Source organism: Leptospira dzoumogneensis, from assembly GCF_004770895.1.
In the GTDB taxonomy this organism is placed as follows: Bacteria; Spirochaetota; Leptospiria; order Leptospirales; family Leptospiraceae; genus Leptospira_B; species Leptospira_B dzoumogneensis.
Genome location: NZ_RQHS01000005.1, coordinates 672,377 through 692,038, shown reverse-complemented (window position 1 = coordinate 692,038; position 19,662 = coordinate 672,377). Strand labels below are relative to the sequence as shown.

Genomic DNA, 19,662 nt, shown 5'->3' with positions numbered 1-19,662 from the left:
GGAATTTGCTAGTGTGAAAACGAAAGTAGCTATTATAATGGGAAGCAGTTCCGATTGGGAGACCATGAAAGAAGCAGTCTCCATCTTGAAACAATTCGGGATAGAATCTCATACGGAAATCGTATCCGCACATCGTTCTCCAGAGTTATTATTCGAATTTTCTAAATCTGCAAGATCCAAAGGTTTTGAGATCATCATCGCAGGCGCAGGTGGAGCAGCTCATCTTCCTGGAATGGTGGCTTCTCTCACTACCTTACCGGTGCTCGGAGTGCCAGTACAAAGTAAGGCCCTATCCGGAATGGACAGTTTATTATCCATAGTGCAGATGCCGGGAGGAGTTCCTGTGGGAACACTTGCAATCGGAACAGCAGGAGCAAAAAACGCAGGACTACTCGCCGCAAGAATATTGTCCCTGCAAGACGAAACATTATCACAAAAATTGGAACAATACAGAAACGATATCAGAGAAGAAGCGTTGTCCAAGAACAAAGATCTAATATGACAAAAATTCTAGTTCCTCCTGCAAGGCTTGGAGTGATGGGATCAGGACAGCTCGGAAGAATGTTCGCCCAAGAAGCGATCCGAATGGGTTATCAGGTATCCGTTTATTCTCCGGAAAGAAACAGTCCTGCTTCCTTGGTAGGAGCTGCCGAAACGGTCGCCCCGTACGAAGACGAAAATTCACTTCAAATATTTTTAAAGTCCATAGACGCGCTTACATTCGAATTCGAGAATATACCGGGAGCAGAACTAAATTTTATCTCCGAATATTCTAAAAAAAATTCCCTTCCTGTTTTCCCAAGTCCGGAATGTATTAGGATCGCACAACATAGGATCAGAGAAAAAACATTATTTACTAAATTAGGACTTCCTACTGTACCTTTTTATCCGATCACAAATAAGGCAGAAGCAACGAAAGCGGCGGAGACTTCCAAATTCCCTGCTGTATTAAAAACTTCTTCCTTCGGTTATGACGGAAAAGGACAAACCAAATTCAAAACCAAAGAAGAATTCAGGGCATGGGTCGGTTCACTCGGACAAGAACCATTGGATCTGATCTTAGAAGAATGGTATGAGTTCGATAAAGAAGGTTCGGTGATCTTAGCAAGAGATCAAAAAGGAAATATACTTTGTTATTCTCCTTCTGAAAATATTCATAAAAATCATATTTTGGATACGACCATTCATCCCGGAAATTTTTCCGACTCTATCAAAAAACAAATGATAGGATCAGCCAAAATACTCGCAGAGGGAATCGATTACGTTGGTGTATTCGGATTAGAATTTTTTATCAAAGGTGATAAGATCGTTCTGAACGAATTCGCACCAAGACCTCATAACTCGGGTCATTTTTCCCAAAATGGAGCCAATATTTCTCAGTTCCAACTTCAATTGAGATGTCTTACCGGACTTCCATTTCCTTCCGAACTTTCTTCTCAACCTTCTTCCATGAAAAATATCTTAGGGCAGGATTATCTTCCTGATTCCGCTCTTTGGGCGAAGTATCTTTCCGATGAAAGATACACTCTTCATCTTTACGGTAAGTCGGATCCTAGACAGGATCGTAAGATGGGCCATTGGAATTATGTGGGGAACGGAGGGGAGAAGGCGTTTTAAGGATTGGAACTCCAACGTCATTCAAAAAGTTTTTCAAATTCATTTCAGCCAGATAGGCCAAAATAAAAATTTATGTTTAACAGAAAGAGAATTTTATTAGCGACAAAATTATTATTAACCGGAGCAGCAATTTTATATTTTATCTTCTTTCTAAAAAACCATTTAGAAAAAATGCCAGAAATCCGGCTTGATTCGAAATTTATCCTTTGTTCATGCATCTCTTTGATATTATACTCAATAAATATAATATTAGGAGGACTAAACTGGTCGATACTTCTCCGGGATCATAACGTAAAACTTTCCAAAACTAAAATTGTCCACATCTCTTCTCTCACACAATTTGGCAAATATCTTCCAGGAAATGTCGGCCATCATTTCGGAAGAGTATTTTTAGCGAAAGGGCATTCGATACCTATTGCAATTTCGCTTCAAACAATATTTACAGAAACTGTCGTTTTAACCGCTAGCGGTTTATCAGTTGGTATTTTTGGGCTTCTCTATTTAAAAGAAATAGAATATTCAAATTTTTTACCATATATCATTTTCCTGATAGGTATTATATTTTTATCAATCATTGCTCCAAAGTTTGTGATCCCCATCCTCAATCATAACAAATTTACTTGGCTCCGCAAGCTGACTGGTGGAGAAGAGTTACAAATACCTAAATTTTCAACAATTCCCAAAGTGACCTTGCTTAATATAGCCTCCTTTACAAATTGCGGAATCATCCTTTACATGATAGCCTGGCTCATATTTGACCAGATAAATCAAAATATATTTTTCTTAATAAGTATTTTTACTGCGTCTTGGATTTTAGGCTATATTCTTCCTGGCTCTCCAGCAGGTTTAGGTATTCGCGATGCCGCTCTTATAAACGGGCTCTCGACTCAATATGATTCGTCAGTCACATTAGGGATCGCGATCATATTTAGATTTATCTGTACAATTGGAGACGGAATAGTTTTCTTAATATCGTGGTCTCTAAAAAAGAAGTATCTAGATAACGATTAATATATTCTATCATTACTTGCTACAACTGCGAAGGTAGTAAAAGTTGAATTATGTAAATTTTTGACAACTATCGATTCAAGATCCATTTTCCTTCTTTAATATATGCATCTATTAAAGGTGAATCATTTAAATAAAGTGCAATTAAACTTCTATCTCCATCGATAGGAATTTTGACGATTCTGCTTCGATCCACACTAGTGATTTCCTCATCGGATATAAAAGGGAGAAAGAATCTTAAGTCAGATTCAATAGGAAGAGAAGTAAATCTTATAGCACCATTTCCAATGACTAAATTGATACCCTGTTTTCTTAAATATCCAAATTTTGCAAAAAAACGATGTCCTGGCTTCCCCCAAGGATTGACCCCAAAGTATTCTCTATTATCAACATTAGAATCATTAAGGCCCAACATATCAATCGAATATAATTTAGAAAAATAAGGAATCGCTCCAGCAGGCATACTTGCAATCTTAATGTTTCTATCCGGAAAAGATCGATTTAGCATCTTTCCTACGGTTATCCAATCAGTTTCAGGTCGAGTAAGATTAGTTTTTAGCCTATGTACAGTTTCAATTCCAGTCGGAAATCTTTCAATTCTACCATTTCGATCGGCATTTCGAAAAATAAAAGAAGCGCTGATAATAGAGAGAGCAATTACCGATGAAAATACTTTTTTATGTTCAGCCAAGGATGCAGATTCAAAAAGAAATAAAATCAGCGGAGGAATAAATGGAATAAAAAAACGAAACTCCATAAAGTCGCCACCGATCAGAACTATATAGAAACTCTGAATAAAAAAAATAAGAATCCCCAGATGACCAGCAGGAGAAAAAGATCTTAACTTTGCGAAATATATTATAGTTCCATAAACCAGCAATGGACCTAACCAATAAATTTTTATAAAATTATTAAGGTATTCTCCCCCCATAAAGAGAACATAAGGATTTATTCCTACAATCTTCGCTTTAGCCGTATTCGGGAATATAGTTCCATAAAAATTAATTTTCCAAATTAACCAAGGACCTATAATTACAAAAAAAGCAAGGGTCAATAGTAAAAACCCGTAAACCGAAAATAAAACATGTCTCCGTTCATGATTCAAACCTGTATAAAAAATTAAGAATAACGAAACAACCGAACAGATCAATGCAGAATCCGGGCGCGTCAAGATCATTGACGCGAAGATAAGCCCAAGCATTGGGAACCATTTTAAGGAGTTATTCGGATCCTTTAAAATCTTAGCCGCTAATAATATTGAAATTGAAACTAGCAAGGTTAATAATGAAGTTTCTAATCCTCCAGTAGCATAAGCTGAAAAAGAATATGTGAACCCGAGAGCTCCAAGAAAACATAATTCTATCAACCTATCTCCGATAGAGAATTTCGAAATATATTTATAGATATATAATGTGATTAATAAAAAAAATAATCCTACAAAAATAGAAAAACTTTCGGGGGTCGCGCCAAAGAGAATTCCTAACGAAATAATCACAGTCCAGAGGAAATTAGTATATCCCTCAACATGTTCCCCTTGATTAAATACTAGTCCGATCCCATTAGCAAAGTTCTCTGCATATCGATAAGAAATATATGCATCATCCTGAATAAAACGATTCGAATGTGCATGGGAGACCAGGATAAGAATTAGCAGAGTAAAAAATAAGTTATCATATTTTAAAAAATAATTCTTAAGTAAAATTAATATTTTCATGCCAATTCCTTATTCAATTAGATGCGATATAAACCCAGGAAGATCTTCATATAGCGTTGTCGGGTAAAAAAATAAAATTGTATTTGCTCTGTCCATCTTTTAAATGATCAACACTTTCTATCAGCCTTCCTGAGTTTAGAATGTAAGCTAAATAGCCGAATTCTTTTATGTAAGAAAAAACTTCTAAAAATGATTTTTCGGAATGTCGATTGATATCTATTTCTACGAGCAAAGAAGGTTTAAATTTTTTTAAAATTCCAGCTGCCCCTCTCAAAACAGAGGCTTCACTCCCTTCTGTATCAATCTTAATAAAATCAACTTTGGGAAAATGAAAAGAATCCAATTTAGAAATTTGAATTTTCCTAGCTTCACTATCCCCGTCTGGCTTAATCAATGAGGCTCTCGTTGATATCACTCGTCTTTCTATAATAGGGACGTATAAGGTGAATTCTCCGACTTCATCCGATAGAGCTAATTGTTTAACAATGATCTTACTAGAACCGTATTCTAAAATATATTCAGCACATTCTTTAAGAGGCTCGAAGCAAACCACTTCATTCGCTATTTTCGATAGAGCATAAGCATAAATTCCTTTATTTCCACCGACATCAATCGCTATACCCGCTTTAGGAACTATTTGAGATAAAATATCCAATTCCTTTTCGTATACACCTATAAATTTTTGAATGTAATAACGCATTGGAAGGCGAGCCTGTTTCGGAATTAGGCCCTCCAATGGTTCAAGTTTTCGAATTATTTTCTGAAATGTGTTCATACGAAGACTGGTAAGATTAAGGTATTTAGCTTGATCATCATATTTTAATACAACTTTTTTGTATTTGGAATCATCTTTAGCAGAGATTTTCGGGTTAAACTTTTCGCCAATTTACTCAATCCCATAACAGCTTCGGCTTTGATTTTTTCATTTTCGCTATAGAAACCGATTAGAATAAAAGCAGTTTATCTTTTTTTACAGAATATGGAATGAAACTCTAAAATTTTTGAAACCATACTTTCCCAAGTAAATTTTCTTTTATAATTCCGGATCGAAGGCTTCATCTTTTCTAAGGATTTTCTGGAAAGGGAACGGATCCTTTCCGCAATAAGATCGTGACGACCTGCTTCAATTAAAAAGCCTGTTTCTCCATCAATGATTGTATCCAAAAATCCTCCGACTCGAGTCGCCAATATCGGTTTTTCGTAATGATAAGCAATAGTCGCTACTCCACTCCCAGTAGCTGAACGATATGGTAGAACTACTAGATCCGCGCGATGAAAAAATTCAGATACTAAACTTTCATCAGTATATTCCAAATGAAATTCCACATTCTTAAGTCCTAACTCTCTTGAATAACAGATCAACTCATTAGGATCTCGCCAGGATTCTCCCACTATTGTTAAATAAATTTCAGGATCGTTCAACATAGCCAAAGCTTCTAACAAAAGATCCAACCCTTTGTAAGGGCGAATGAATCCGAAAAAAAGAAGTTCTAGTCTACCTCGTGACTTTAAAAGACCTTTGGGAGCCGGGAATTGTTGATATATAGGATGAGGATTTTGCAATACAATCTTATCGGGAAATATCGAATTTAATATGGCTTTTTGTTCAGAGCTATGAACTAAATATCCGTCCACATTTCTAATTAAAATTTTCGTAATGAACTTCTTCAGAAACCCCGAATCATGATCAAATAAGTTATGGCATAAGAAAATGGTATTAATTCCTTTCTTTCGCAAACGAGAAGAAATGAAAGCAAACCCAGGAGCCCAAAATAAAGTCCACCAAGACAATATCGCAAACTCACATCCACTTTTCACTACAAAGTTTACAGCCTTAACTAAAGAAAAAGGATTTAAGGCGTCGATAAGATAGAATACATTTCCCATTCCTTGTCCGTTGAAAAAAGGATCGAAATCTGATTTCCCTGGATACAAGAAGCCAGGATATTGCCTACGAAATGAAATCGTAGTTAGATCTGATTCTTTTCCTAACACTTTCTGAAGCTGAAACGTGTATTGGGATATGCCTCCTCTAAAAGGAGGCATTGGGCCGAATAAGGTGATCTTAGGTTTAGTCCCATTTTCCTTTTTCATATTCATTCCCAAAAGTACGTTTTAAATTATTCAAAGAATACATTAGGCTTTTTGATCGAAAGGTCCGTTCGGAATATCGATCGTTACCTTCTTTATTTTGCAGCCTTAGTTTTAGAAGAAAGACCGAAGGTCCTTTTCTTTTCGTGATACAAGATCTCTTCATTCAATTTGCGATTCATTCCAATCAAAAAAGCTATAATTGCAGAGACTAGGAACAATCCGGAAATAATCACTAATACCACGGCAAACAATAAAGACTGCACATGCCCTTTTCCGATCCCTAAGTAAAAAAAGATCAAAAACCGGATCGCGATGGCCAATGCAGGAATAAAAGAAGTAACTGCCAAGACACCAAAAAATTGAAAAGGTCTATATATAATCAGTAACCTTACCAAAGAAGTTCCAGACTTCCACATATGTTGGAAAATATTCTTAAACAATCTGGATTTTCTAGTTGGTGGATTTGTAGGTATCGGGATAGAAGAAACAGTCAGATCCATTTTAACTGCTTGCACAATCGTATCTAAAACGTAAGAGAACTTAGTGGTTACATTCAATCTTAAAAGACTTTCTCTAGAATAGGCTCTAAACCCGGATACGGTGTCCGGAATATCAGTGCCAATCAAATTTCGAACGATTAGATTTCCGAACCATTGTAGAATCTTTTTTAAAGGAGAAAAATGTTCCACAGTCCATGGCACTCGATTTCCGATAATAATGTCCGCAGAGCCACTCGCGACTGGAGCGATTAGATCGGGAATATAAGAAGAAGGATACTGATTGTCCGCGTCAGTGTTTACAAAAATGTCTGCACCACTTTCCAAGGCAGCTTCCACTCCGGACTTGAATGCTCTTCCGAGCCCTAAATTCTTTCTGTGGGAAATAATTTTACAACCGTATGATGCGGCAATCTCTGTGGTGCGATCTGTAGAACCGTCGTCGACGATCTGAACTTCTATCGTTTTAATACCGGGGATCTTTTTGGGGATCTCGGCAAGCACCGTAGAAAGAGTTTTTTCCTCGTTATAGCAAGGGATATTAATTACTAACTTCATTCTACTGCTTGTCAGAATGAGCGATTTTCATGATTCGTCCAATACTTTTTAAGATGATCCGATTTAGAATAAAGACCTAGCGCTGTTCTTTAAGTAAGGAATAAACTATTAGAAATTCTAAAATAAAATTTAGGACTTCAAGAATTCAAGTCCCCATTCTCGAACATTTCCCGCACCTAAACTTACGAATACATCTCCGGATTTAAGCACTTCTTTTAACATGGAAAGATCTGCTCCCAAATTTCCTGAAAGGATTTTGGGCCTTATCCTCATTTTGTCGGCGATGAGTTCGGAAGAGACACCAGGGATTGGGTCTTCTCCAGCAGAGTATATCGGAAGAAGTAGAACTGTCTCTACTTGGTCCAAACTTCTGGCGAAGTCCTGGTATAAATTTTGGGTCCGAGTATATCTATGAGGTTGAAATAAGATCACCGGCTTTCCCCTTCCTCCCGATAACTCTCTGATAGAAGAAAGAACTGCTTGGACTTCGGTTGGATGATGGCCGTAGTCATCATATATATCCACTCCATTTTTATTTCCGATATACTCTAATCTTCGTTTGACTCCTGCATATCCGGAAACGGATTTAGCGGCCTCTTTAGGATCTGCTCCTAATGAATAGGCGGCGAGAACTCCTGCGAGTGAATTCGTAAGATAATGTTTTCCTGGAAATCTGGAACTGATTTCGAATTCTTTTCCACCCATAAAGAATATCAGTTTCTTATTTTCTATTTTATAATGTACTAAATTCTTTAAGCCGATCGCTTTACTGGTCGGATTTGAAGAAGAAGTAAATCCGAAAATTTTAGATTTATCTTGTATTAGTTCTAGACAATCCGCGATTCCGGGATCATCCAGATCCAAAACCACAGTATGGGTCCCGGAGGAAATAAATTGGGAGAATGCCTCCAATAATTTTTCTCTAGTATGATAGAAGTCCAGATGATCCTCATCTATATTCGTGAGGATACGCACTTGTGCTTTATGATTTAAGAATGTACCGTCGGATTCGTCAGACTCAAAAACTCCAATCTTACCCGAAGAGAACCTTCCACCGACTCCATTTAAAAAGGAAACATCACCCCCTACCATAACGGAAGGAGAATATCCCAGATCATCGAGTATATGTGCGGTCATCGCAGTGGTTGTAGTTTTTCCGTGAGAACCTCCAACTGCGATACAAGTCAGGTGCTCGAAACAAAAATGCAATACTTCCGATCTATGAAAAAACCGAATTCCTTTTTGCTTAAAGAATATGGCGATCGGATGAGAATCCAAACGGATCGCAGAAGAATAAATAGCAGCGTCGTATTCACTATTCTCTCCAAGTTCGGAAAGTTTGGAGAATATTTTTACTCCCTTCTTCTCTAAGTTTTCAGTGACCTGGCTTTTTTTGCCGTCATAACCTGAAACTTCGAAACCGGCGTCCGCCAATATATGGGCAAGGCTGGACATACCGGAACCTCCGATCCCAAGGAAAAAAGGTTTGGAAAATCCCAGTCTTTGTTGGATAGACCTACTTTCCATTATTTGGTATTTTCGAAAAAGAAACCGGCAGTTTCAGTAGAGGCTTCTACATGAGAACATTCTAATGATCTAATAGACATTTCGTTTAAAAGTTCAGGTTTCTCCGCAAACTCATCCAAGATGCGAAATAATTTACTTTCATCCTCATCTCTCTGCTCAAGCAATGCAGCCGCACCATTTGCTTCCATATACTTTGCATTCGCAGTTTGGTGATCGTCTTTTGCAAATGGATAAGGGATCAGTATCATAGGAAGTGCATAAGCCGCACATTCCGAAAGAACTCCGGAGCCGGAACGAGCGATCACTAGATTGGCCCAATCATAATGTTCCGCCATATTATCCGAATAAGAGATCAGATCCGCGTCCTTCGTCTTTTTGGAAACCTCGTCATAAAGAGCGGTTCCGGTCAGCATCCTAAAACGGAATCTTTCCTGGATCACTTCATGTTTCATCAGGTTGACTACCATATTATTGATCTGTCTTGCTCCTTGAGAGCCACCCATTACTAAAACGTTAAATTGTTTTTTCTTCTTAGGGTCCCATTTTTCGCTGAACTTCAAAGCAAGTTTAGGGACGGTTTTGGATCTTAAAGGATTTCCTAATATTTCCCAACTGCAGGAAACTTTTGTATCCTTAGGAGGAAAACTAAAAGCGACCTTGTCCGCAAATCTAAAGAAGATACGATTTACTTTTCCGGGAATACAGTTCTGTTCGCATAGATAGAGTTTTTTGCCAAAGATCACAGCGTATAGAAGAGCAGGAACGCTGGAATATCCACCCATACCGACAACTGCATCCACACCCAATTGTCTGAACTTGATCCAAGACCGGACAAGTTGGAATACGTATCTAAAAGGTAATAAAAGAATATTTCCGGAAAGAGAAGGAATATTATGCCAGATCACTTCGCAAGGAGCCTGTTTTAGATCCGGATTATCCTTATTTCGGATAAGAGAATGTAGAAAAACGTTAGAGATACCTAAGGAATCTTTTCGACTTACAAGACTTTCTGCGAGAGCGACCCCTGGAGAAATATGCCCCCCGGTCCCGCCGGCTGCGATTAATACCGATCTCATACGCCTATGTTTTCTTTTCTGGTTATATTGACAAGAATTCCGAAGGCCGCCAAAACCACGAGAAGTGAGGATCCTCCGTAGCTCATAAACGGTAAGCTGATCCCCGTGATAGGAAATAGTCCCGTTACCACATAACTATTAATAACGAACTGAGTTCCTAAAATAAAAAGTAAACCTGCTCCCAGATAAAAACCGAAAGGATCCTGTACTCTTTTAAGAAGAACATAAACTCTGGAAAGAAGTATCATTACCAAAGCGAAAAAAAATAAAAAACCTATAAATCCGAAGTCCTCTACATAAGTAGCAAGAACGAAGTCCGTATGACTATACGTTAGATATCTATGTGCGTAACCGCTGGCCAATTTATTTCCAAACCAACCTCCATCTAAAAACGCTCTGAAAGAGGTAACTAATTGATGGCCTTCATCGTAACGGAAGCGGTATGGATCCAACCAAACTTCCATTCTTTTTCTTCTATATCCTACTTGGCTGATCAAAAGATAAGCTAAAGGAAGAGATACCAAACCCACAAGAAGAAGGTTCCTGACCGGAAATCCAAATAAGAATACGAAAGCGATCACCACGAATAAAATTTCCATTGTGGTCCCGAAAGCAGGCTCGGCCAAGATCAGGATCAGGACCGAGAGCAACAAAACTGCAGGAAGAATGAATTTCTTCGGATCTCTAGTTTCTTTTAATTTTAATTTTACGATGAGAGAAGATAAATAAACTACCACCGCTAACTTTGCAATTTCAGAAGGTTGTAATTGATACGGTCCGATCCCGATCCATCTATGGAAGTTTCTTCCATAGTAGGTCCCTACGGATTTTCCAACCCCAGGAATAAACACTAAGATCAAAAGTAAAACGCTAATTATCATTCCGCCTAACGCGAATCTTTCTAAACGTTTATAAGGAAAATTCGCAAAGAAGAAGAATACGACAAGGCCGATGACCGCCCAGGCCAATTGTTTTTTTAGAAAATATTCTGAGTCTTGGAATTCTCTCCATGCGGTAACGGAGGAACTGGAATACATCACACATATTCCGAAAAGTAAAAGAAAGAATACGGATCCGACTAGGACAAGATCGAAGGGGGAATCGGGAGATTCCCAAAAATTTTTGAACTTTCTCCCGAGAGCATTCATTGTATTTTTAAACTAGATAAAGATATGATCGCAAGAATGATGGCTGCGATCCAAAAACGGATGACCACCTTTGTTTCAGGAACTCCACCCAACTCGAAATGGTGATGTAAAGGAGCCATTCTGAAAATTCTCTTTTGGGTCAGTTTAAAAGAACCCACTTGCAGGATTACCGACAAGGATTCCGCCACAAAGATCCCGCCTAAGATAACGAGTAGGATCTCCTTCTTCAACATTACACAAGTAAGCCCGATGGTTGCTCCTAAAAACAAAGATCCAGTATCTCCCATAAATACTTGTGCAGGATGGCTATTGAACCAAAGAAAACCGATCAATGCTCCGGTCAAAGCGGCAAGGAACACACTATACTCATGAGCATGAGGAAGATAAGGAATATTCAGATAATTTGCAGCGACAGGGGTCCCTGAAACATATGCTATCAACCCAAGAGTCCCAACCACGATCCCTGCAGTTCCCCCAGCAAGACCGTCTAAACCGTCAGTCAGGTTGACTCCATGAGAAGATCCTAATATTACTAAAATCGAAAAGGGGATCGCTAAATATCCCCAGGACAGGATCGGACCCTTTACGAAAGGCAAGAATAGATCCGTCAAATGGAATAGGATTTTACCGGTAGTACCTTTTGGAGCTTCTCCTGTAGAATACAAAAAAACTATACAAAAGATCGCGGCCAAAACTACGGAAACAGCAAATTTTGTGCGCGCTCTCATTCCACCCTTGATCTTCTTTACGGATTTCATATAATCATCAATGAATCCCAGAGTAGCAAAAGAAATGGAGCAGGCAAGCAACAGAAGAATATTAGAATTTCTTAAATTTCCCCAAAGAAGAACGGATACGACCAGGGCGGATACGATCATCAGGCCACCCATGGTCGGAGTCCCAGACTTGGCGCTATGAGATTTTGGTCCGTCGTCCCTTACACTTTCTCTGAATTTTAATCCGTGTAAGAAATCGATTACCCTTCCCCCGAACCAAAAAGTAAGGAACATAGAAGTTAATCCGGCCATTAAAGCCCGAACAGTCACATAGCTGAAAAGTCTTAGGGAATCTAGATCTTGGAAAAATCTTTCGTATAAAAAATAAAACATATCGTTACTATGAAGACAGATTCGCCCGCGCCGAGTACGAGTAAACGTAAAAAAGAAAATCTTCTTCTCTGGCTTAATTATCGACGTAAGTTAGGATCTGAGACAATTTTTTTGGATTTGGGAGGTCGGCTTCGGAAGCCAGTATTGCGACTATAACCCGCTTGTCGGGTTTCAGGAACGAAGTGACTATAGTCCGACTGAATCGAATGCCTTTCGGATCTCTTCCCCGTCATCAAAATGCCTTTTATCTTTGCCTATGATCTGGTAGTCTTCATGTCCTTTTCCAGCCACAAGAAGGCATCCCCCCTCTTTTAAGTGAGAGATCCCGAAAGAAATTGCCTTAGCTCGATCTACTTCTCTGAGCATTGGAGAATATCCGGCAGAAAAACCTTCTTGTATATCATCCAAGATACTTTCCGGATCTTCCGTTCTTGGATTATCGGAAGTGAGTATCACCTTGTCAGAAAGTTCCCCCGCGATCTTTGCCATCTTAGGCCGCTTGGTCTTGTCTCTATCGCCGCCACATCCAAAAAGTGTGATCAGCTCTTTCGGTTTGGATTCTCGGATACTTCTTAAAATATTCTCCAATGCATCAGGAGTATGAGCATAATCCACAACTGCCATGCGGGACTTATCTTTACTATAATAGATCTGAAATCTTCCAGGGATCTGAGGAATACTTTCCAAAGCGGAAAGTAGTGATTTTTTCTCCCAACCCAAACCAAGTGCGGTTACAAATGCAAGTGCGGTATTTCTAACATTAAATCCGCCCAGAAGATTGGTGCTAATATAAGTATCTCCACCCCATTCATCAGAAAGCTTGATTTGGTAAGAAGTTTTTTCCAAAGAAAACGCCTCTGAATGGATCTCGAATTCTCCCGAACTTCTTCCGAGAGAGAAAATTTTCAGACCCGGAGAAGTGCTCTCCACGGCGGACTTAAAATCTTTTCCACCTGGAGCATCCGAATCTATCACACCGAAAGTTTCCGGATTTAAGGCTACGGAAGAAAATAATAGAGCCTTACTATTTAGATAATCTTCCATATTCGGATGAAAATCCAAATGATCCTGAGTGAGATTGGAAAATACTCCCACTTTAAAATGGACTCCGTTCGTTCTTCCCAGTTTTAATCCGTGAGAACTTGCTTCCATAAAAACATATTCCACTCCCGAATCGTACATTTCTTTCAGAATGGATTGTAAGCTGCTCGGATCAGGAGTGGTGTACCCTGTATCTGATAAAATCCCCTTAAATTTTACTCCGGTAGTCCCGATGATCCCGCAGGATTTTCCCTGAGATTCTCCCAGATAAGCTAAAATATGAGTTAAAGAAGTTTTACCGTTTGTCCCGGTAACTCCGATCACTTTCAGTTTGGAAGAAGGATCTCCTAAGATTGCAGAAGCGATCGGTCCAGCTAAACTTTCAGGATCTAGATCCGTCTTCAGAACGATCTTATTTTCTAATTTCGGGATTTTTAATTTAGATCCTATTAATATATATCTTGAAGAAGAAAACTTCGCGTATTCTACCCCTTTATCACCTGAAGAATCGGGAAGACAGAATAGATCATTCGGTTCTAATTTTCTGGAATCCGTGCGGACAAAGTCGAAGTTTTCATCCGGAGTATAAGATCCCGATATTATTTTAATATCCGGAAAAAGATTAAGGAGCTCTAAAAGTTTCAAGTTCCGCCTCGTTTCTTTCCGGAGGAAGAGTCACCGTAATGATCCGATCTCCCACTGTGATCGGCAAATAATGATACGTTTTACGATACAACGCTTCTATCCTACGAGCAGAAGTATAAGTCGCCATTCCGATCTTTAAATCATCATTCTTCTTTAAAAGTTTTTCTTTTTCTTGGGAAGCGATTGCAAGTTCTCTGTTTAGTCTAGAAACCTGAACATTCTGCCATACGAATAAAAGTGCGATGCTAAATGGAGCGATTATCCAGCCGAAAATCCTAAATAAAAATCCAAGATCAGGCCATAGACGAAGGGACAAAAATTCTGAAACCCTGCTCATTCTTCTTCATCCTCCTCTTCATCTTCAATATCGGTAGGAAGTGATTTATGTATGACACGTAATTTTGCAGAACGAGAAGCCGGATTTTCTTTTGTCTCGGCATCAGATGGAAGCATCGGTTTTTTTGTAAGAAGTTTCGCTTCTCCACCTCTTGCATAGTCTCTGAATAAATTCTTAATGATCCTGTCTTCCAAAGAATGGAAAGAGATGACTTGTAATAGCCCGCCTTTTGCTACCAGATCTAAAAGTTTTTTGACCCCGATCTCTATATGAAGAAGTTCCTGATTCACTTCGATCCTCAAAGCTTGGAAAACTCTTGTAGCAGGATGTCTTCCGGGAGGCCAAAATTTTCTGGGGATCACTCTGGAAACCAATTGTGCAAGATCTCCCGAGTAACCGATACGAGAATGTCTTCTTCTTTCTAAGATCGCCTCAACGATCTTCTTGGTCCAACGCTCTTCCCCATATTCATAAAAAATTTTACTCAGAGCTTTTTCCGGATAAGTATTGATCACATCTTCCGCAGAAATACCTCCGGAAGAGGAAAGTCTCATATCTAAAGGTTCATTCTCTCTAAAACTGAAACCTCTTCCTGCATGTAATAGATGAAATGTAGAAATTCCCAGATCCAAAAGGATACCGTCAGGAGGATTGGAAACACCGAAACCGCTCAAGAACTCAGGATCCAGATCCGAAAAATTGGCTTCGATAGGAATGACTCTGGAAGAATACGCGGAAAGCCTTGTTTTGGCCCTGGACAACATGACCGAATCTCGATCCACCAAAACCAGTTTAGAATTGGGGAATTGTTCTAAGAGTAGAAGACTATGTCCTCCTTCTCCCGCAGTTCCGTCCAAAAAAAGGAGTTCTCGGTCCTTATCGAATACGGAAAGGAAGAAGGAAAGTATCTCCCGATAGAGCACCGAATAATGGACAGGTTCCAATTCGTTTTCCAAGTTCTACCTGCTTATCCAAAAGGCAACCAAGAACCGTCCGATTTTTATTCTTTCTGGCGGGTATCGGAACTCCAGCAGCTGCGACAAATCCATCCTTACCTAATCCTAAGATTATAAACCCGCTAACGTGAAAGCACTAAAGTCTTGACTCTTCAACTTTCCTATATACAATGCCTGACGTTCTATCAACTCCATAAATAAAAATCCGCTCTGGTGACAAAGACTTGAAAGGAATTGTCCGATTAGGTCGACGAATTATTGTAACACTAGCCTCTTCAGGAAGGCCTTATTATAGGTATGCAAAAAAGCAGTTTAAAATTCATTCTTCTAGGCGCAGGCATCGTCATTCTTACCGTACTAACGTTATTGATCTCGGGTAATGCCTACTATTTCGGCCAGAAAAAGATCACGGAAAATCATTTAAACCAAATGCAGAATGTGGTGGCGGTGGTCGCTCAAGAGTTCGATGCATTCTTACTCTCTCATACCAATGTGGCTAAAACATTAGCAGCAGATCCAAGAGCGATACAAACCGCTCTCACTGGAAAACCTATCGCAGGCGACTTCTTGAAAGAAGTACACCAAAGATATGGAATTTACGAAAACGTTTTCGTAATGAGCTTGGACGGAGAAAAGAGGATCTTAGCGGATAGTTTAGACGGAAAGTCTCTGGGTTATAAGGCAAAAGGAGACGAGCTGAAGGAAAACGTAGAATCAGTACTCCAAGGGAAATCTTATCTAGGTCCTCCTCAAAAATCCCCGATCACCGGACTTCCTGTCGCAGTCATCTCGGTTCCGATCCGTAACGGCGCGAATATTATCGGAGTATTGAACATCGCTCTCTCCTTCGAAGATGTTTCCGAAAAAGTGATCAATAAGATACATATCGGAGAACAAGGTTACGTTTCCGTAATGAGCCAAACCGGACTCGTTATCGCTCACCCTAAAAAAGAAATGATCATGAATCTGGATGTGGCCAAAGAACCTTACGGTCAAAAGATGCTGGAATTGAAGAGCGGGGAAATTTTCGAATTCAGTTTTAAAGGTGCGGATCGATACTCTACTGTTTCCAGGCTAGACCAATGGAGAATGTCGGTAATCGCAATCCAACCCAAAACGGAGATCAGGGAAGCATTAGGAGAATTATTACTCTCCATCGGAATTATCAGTTTAGCCACAGTCGGAATTTCCATTTTCCTACTTTATATTCTTCTAAAAAAGAGATTGGATCCATTGGAGAATGCCAGCAAACTTTTCCAAACAATGGCCCAAGGAGATCTGACTTCCGACATTCAAGTAATATACAACGACGAGATCGGAGCAATGAGCGCGGATCTAAATTCATTTATAGCAAGTCTAAGATCTTCCTTGACAGACATCCAACGTATCGCTATGGAACTTGCTTCCTCTGCGGAAGAATTGACGGTTTCTTCTCATAGTTTTGCTACGGGAGCACAATCTACCGCCGCTTCTTCTGAACAAATGTCCGCCACCGTGGAAGAAATGTCGGCAGGTATGGAAAATATCGCCTCGGTCACTGATAATCAATATTCGAATATATTAGAATTTCATACTAAAATAAAGGAACTTTCTTCCGGCGTTAGAAAGATCGGCTCGGAGATCAAAAACACCCTGCAGATCGCAGAATCCATCTCCCAAGAAGCGAAAAAAGGAGAAAGCTCACTCACCGGAATGAGCAATATGATAGAAAATATCCTGAAATCTTCCGGAGAAATGAAATCCATTATAGGTATCATCAATGATATTTCGGACCAAACACAACTTCTCGCATTGAATGCGGCGATAGAAGCTGCAAGAGCTGGAGAAGCAGGAAAAGGATTCGCAGTCGTTGCGGAAGAGATCTCCAAACTTTCAGTCAAAACGGCTTCTTCTATCAAATCAATCGGAGAAATGATCAATAAGAACAATTCCGAATTGGATGAAGGTGCAAAAGGGATCCGCTCCTCAGTGGAAATCCTGCATAGCATCATCAAAAACGTGGACTCGGTCGGCGAAGCGATGAACCATCTATTCGAGATCACTTCCGCACAAGAATCGGTGAACAGATCCGTGGACGAACAATCGGATCGTGTTGGAACGGAAGCAGAAGGTGTGAAACTCGCAACCGATGAACAAAAAAGAGCGGTAAGAGAGATAGCCCAGGTAATCACTCAGATCAACGAGCATACTTTAAATACCGCATCCGGTTCCGAACAAATGTCCTCATCCGCTCAGAACCTTGCCACTACCGCAGAAGTACTGAAAAATATAACCGAAAAATTTAAAATATAATCCGATCCAGATTCGACTCAACAAAATGCAAAGAAACAGTTTAAAGATCATTATCCTAGCAGTAAGCACAATTACTATCGTTCTACTTACAGTGGGGATTTCCTCCTTCGCATACTTTACCGCAAAAAAATACGTGGAAGAAGCCTACATTGACGAGATGAAAAAGATCTCTAAGCTCGCGGGAAAACATATCAAGTTCTTCTTCGATCAACAGGCTACTTTAGCGGAATTTGTGAATTCCAACGTTCCTTTTATCAAAGCGACCATCGCAAGGGATAAGGGAAGTCTAAATCCGACACTCGCAAACGTATTCAAAAAATTTGATACTTATGAGAACGTGTTCCTGTCCACTCCGGAAGAAAATCCTATGGTGTTTGCGGATGCAACAGGAAAGGCGAATAATTTCCGCTGGGGAGGAACCGGATTCGATTCAAATATCAAGGCTGCCTTGGAAGGTAAAAATCTTTTAAGCAAGGTAAATCCTTCTCCTGTAACCGGAGAAGCGGTCGCAGTTCTTACTGTTCCAACCAAAGACGGAAACCAAGTGGTAGGTATTCTAGGATTTGCGATCTCTCTCAGCAAAATGACGGAAGCAGTAGTCAGCGGGATCACGATCGGATCCGACGGATATATCGCGATCACTGATATGAATGGAGTGGTAGTGGGACATCCGGACAAATCACTCATCCTAAAATTGGATCTGAGCAAAACGGATTGGGGTAAAAGGTTAATGGCCCTTCCTTCCGAAGAGCATATGGAGTATTTTTTTAAGAAAGATAAGATTGCGACTGTTTATGATGTTCCGGAATACGGACTAAGAGTTTCCGCAGTCGTATCCAAGGACGAATTAGCGGAAGTGGTCCATCAAATGTTATTCAGGATCATCGCATTTGCTCTTGTCTTTCTGATCGTTTCTATATTCATTATTTATAGGATAGTGAATGTCCGTCTCCATCCTTTATTGGAAGCAAGGGAATTATTCCGCTCCATGTCCACAGGAGACCTCACAGCTAGTTTAAAAATTTATCATGAAGATGAGATTGGAGATCTCAGTAAGGACACCAACTCCTTCTTAGAAAGTTTAAGAACTTCAGTAAGAGATATCCAAAAAATTTCCCAAGAACTTGCAGCTTCCGCAGAGGAATTATCCGCAAGTTCTGAAAACTTCTCCAATGGAGCCCAATCCACTGCGGCATCTACGGAAGAAATGTCCGCCACAGTAGAAGAGATGTCCGCAGGTATGGACAATATTTCCGGCTCCATCTACAACCAGTACAAAAACATTTCGGAATTCCAGGTTAAGATCACGGAACTTTCTCAAAGTGTGAATCAGATCGGCAATGAAGTTCAGGCCACATTGAATATGGCAAAGTCCATTTCTCTCCAGGCAAAAAAAGGAGAAGAATCTCTTTCAGGAATGAATGCAATGATCTCGAATATCCTGAAATCATCGGGAGAAATGACCGCGATCATAGGGATCATCAACGATATTTCGGAACAAACACAGTTACTTGCATTAAACGCTGCGATCGAAGCTGCAAGAGCAGGAGAAGCAGGAAAAGGATTTGCAGTCGTTGCGGAAGAGATCTCTAAACTTTCAGAGAAGACCGCTTCTTCTATCAAGTCCATCTCCGCGATGATTAACAAAAACACCGGCGAATTGGATAGTGGGGCCAAAGGTATCCAAGCATCTACGGAGATCATACATGCGATCATCCGGAATGTGGATCAGGTTTCGGATGCAATGGATAGATTATACTCCATCACCGGCTCCCAAACGGATATCAACCAGGCTGTAACGGATAACGCAGGAAAAGTAAGAATCGAATCTGAAGCGGTAAAATTAGCCGCAGATGAACAGAAAAAAGCGGTTTCTGAAATTTCTCAGGTGATCATGCAAATTAATGAGCATACGATCAACACTGCATCCGGAGCGGAACAGATGTCCTCTTCTTCCAGGAACCTGTCGAATACTGCGGAGATACTTAAAAATATCTCCGAAAAATTCAGACTCTGATCGTTTAAAATATTAAACTAAAGAAT

The 19,662-nt window shown here is 39.7% G+C and carries 16 protein-coding genes; 5 read left to right on the top strand and 11 right to left on the bottom strand.

The genetic code is table 11. The features are described 5' to 3' along the window. Positions 1-13 precede the first annotated feature (13 nt). From purE to EHR06_RS04655, 3 genes are all read left to right on the top strand, one after another. Positions 14-502 carry a 5-(carboxyamino)imidazole ribonucleotide mutase gene (gene purE / locus EHR06_RS04665; RefSeq protein WP_086448343.1) on the top strand — a complete coding sequence of 163 codons (489 nt, stop codon included), beginning with the start codon at positions 14-16 and terminating at the stop codon, positions 500-502. Next, complete coding sequence (locus EHR06_RS04660; RefSeq protein WP_135755916.1) at positions 499-1,617, top strand: 5-(carboxyamino)imidazole ribonucleotide synthase; 1,119 nt, start codon at positions 499-501, stop codon at positions 1,615-1,617. Before purE ends, EHR06_RS04660 begins: the two co-directional genes overlap by 4 nt. A 72-nt stretch (positions 1,618-1,689) precedes the next feature. Continuing rightward, on the top strand, positions 1,690-2,628 hold the full coding sequence (locus EHR06_RS04655) for a lysylphosphatidylglycerol synthase domain-containing protein (protein WP_135755915.1): 939 nt from the start codon (positions 1,690-1,692) through the stop codon (positions 2,626-2,628). Positions 2,629-2,695: 67 nt separating this feature from the next. On the opposite strand, the gene EHR06_RS04650 is transcribed toward EHR06_RS04655, so the two are convergent. From EHR06_RS04650 to rsmH, 11 genes are all read right to left on the bottom strand, one after another. Next, positions 2,696-4,339 (bottom strand): glycosyltransferase family protein, encoded by a 1,644-nt coding sequence (locus EHR06_RS04650; protein ID WP_135755914.1) that lies wholly within the window; start codon positions 4,337-4,339, stop codon positions 2,696-2,698. A gap of 46 nt (positions 4,340-4,385) precedes the next feature. Next, on the bottom strand, positions 4,386-5,039 hold the full coding sequence (locus tag EHR06_RS04645; protein WP_167492269.1) for an FkbM family methyltransferase: 654 nt from the start codon (positions 5,037-5,039) through the stop codon (positions 4,386-4,388). 260 nt (positions 5,040-5,299) lie between these two features. After that, positions 5,300-6,433, bottom strand: coding sequence for a glycosyltransferase family 4 protein (locus EHR06_RS04640; RefSeq protein WP_135755912.1), 1,134 nt, complete (start codon positions 6,431-6,433; stop codon positions 5,300-5,302). Positions 6,434-6,525: 92 nt separating this feature from the next. Further along, a complete protein-coding gene (locus EHR06_RS04635; protein WP_135755911.1) occupies positions 6,526-7,488 on the bottom strand; it encodes a glycosyltransferase family 2 protein in 963 nt (320 codons plus the stop codon). 129 nt (positions 7,489-7,617) lie between these two features. After that, the gene (gene murC, locus EHR06_RS04630; RefSeq protein ID WP_135755910.1) at positions 7,618-9,015 is read right to left on the bottom strand and encodes a UDP-N-acetylmuramate--L-alanine ligase; all 1,398 of its coding nucleotides are present in this window, start codon (positions 9,013-9,015) and stop codon (positions 7,618-7,620) included. Beyond that, positions 9,015-10,091 (bottom strand): UDP-N-acetylglucosamine--N-acetylmuramyl-(pentapeptide) pyrophosphoryl-undecaprenol N-acetylglucosamine transferase, encoded by a 1,077-nt coding sequence (locus EHR06_RS04625; protein WP_135755909.1) that lies wholly within the window; start codon positions 10,089-10,091, stop codon positions 9,015-9,017. The genes murC and EHR06_RS04625 overlap by 1 nt, the downstream gene beginning before the upstream one ends. After that, entirely contained in the window at positions 10,088-11,239 is a 1,152-nt protein-coding gene (locus EHR06_RS04620; RefSeq protein ID WP_135755908.1) for an FtsW/RodA/SpoVE family cell cycle protein, read from the bottom strand. Before EHR06_RS04620 ends, EHR06_RS04625 begins: the two co-directional genes overlap by 4 nt. Next, positions 11,236-12,348: a phospho-N-acetylmuramoyl-pentapeptide-transferase gene (mraY, locus tag EHR06_RS04615; RefSeq protein ID WP_135755907.1), complete on the bottom strand. Its 1,113-nt coding sequence runs from the start codon at positions 12,346-12,348 to the stop codon at positions 11,236-11,238. Before mraY ends, EHR06_RS04620 begins: the two co-directional genes overlap by 4 nt. Positions 12,349-12,534: 186 nt before the next feature. Continuing rightward, positions 12,535-14,034: a UDP-N-acetylmuramoyl-L-alanyl-D-glutamate--2,6-diaminopimelate ligase gene (locus EHR06_RS04610; RefSeq protein ID WP_135755906.1), complete on the bottom strand. Its 1,500-nt coding sequence runs from the start codon at positions 14,032-14,034 to the stop codon at positions 12,535-12,537. Next, entirely contained in the window at positions 14,012-14,371 is a 360-nt protein-coding gene (locus EHR06_RS04605) for an FtsB/FtsL family cell division protein (protein ID WP_135755905.1), read from the bottom strand. Before EHR06_RS04605 ends, EHR06_RS04610 begins: the two co-directional genes overlap by 23 nt. Beyond that, positions 14,368-15,327: a 16S rRNA (cytosine(1402)-N(4))-methyltransferase RsmH gene (rsmH, locus tag EHR06_RS04600; RefSeq protein WP_135755904.1), complete on the bottom strand. Its 960-nt coding sequence runs from the start codon at positions 15,325-15,327 to the stop codon at positions 14,368-14,370. The genes EHR06_RS04605 and rsmH overlap by 4 nt, the downstream gene beginning before the upstream one ends. Before the next feature lie 297 nt (positions 15,328-15,624). Here rsmH and EHR06_RS04595 point away from each other — a divergent pair, with 297 nt between their 5' ends. Then, the gene (locus EHR06_RS04595; protein WP_135755903.1) at positions 15,625-17,619 is read left to right on the top strand and encodes a methyl-accepting chemotaxis protein; all 1,995 of its coding nucleotides are present in this window, start codon (positions 15,625-15,627) and stop codon (positions 17,617-17,619) included. A gap of 25 nt (positions 17,620-17,644) precedes the next feature. Continuing rightward, a complete protein-coding gene (locus EHR06_RS04590) occupies positions 17,645-19,636 on the top strand; it encodes a methyl-accepting chemotaxis protein (RefSeq protein WP_135755902.1) in 1,992 nt (663 codons plus the stop codon). Positions 19,637-19,662 lie beyond the last annotated feature (26 nt).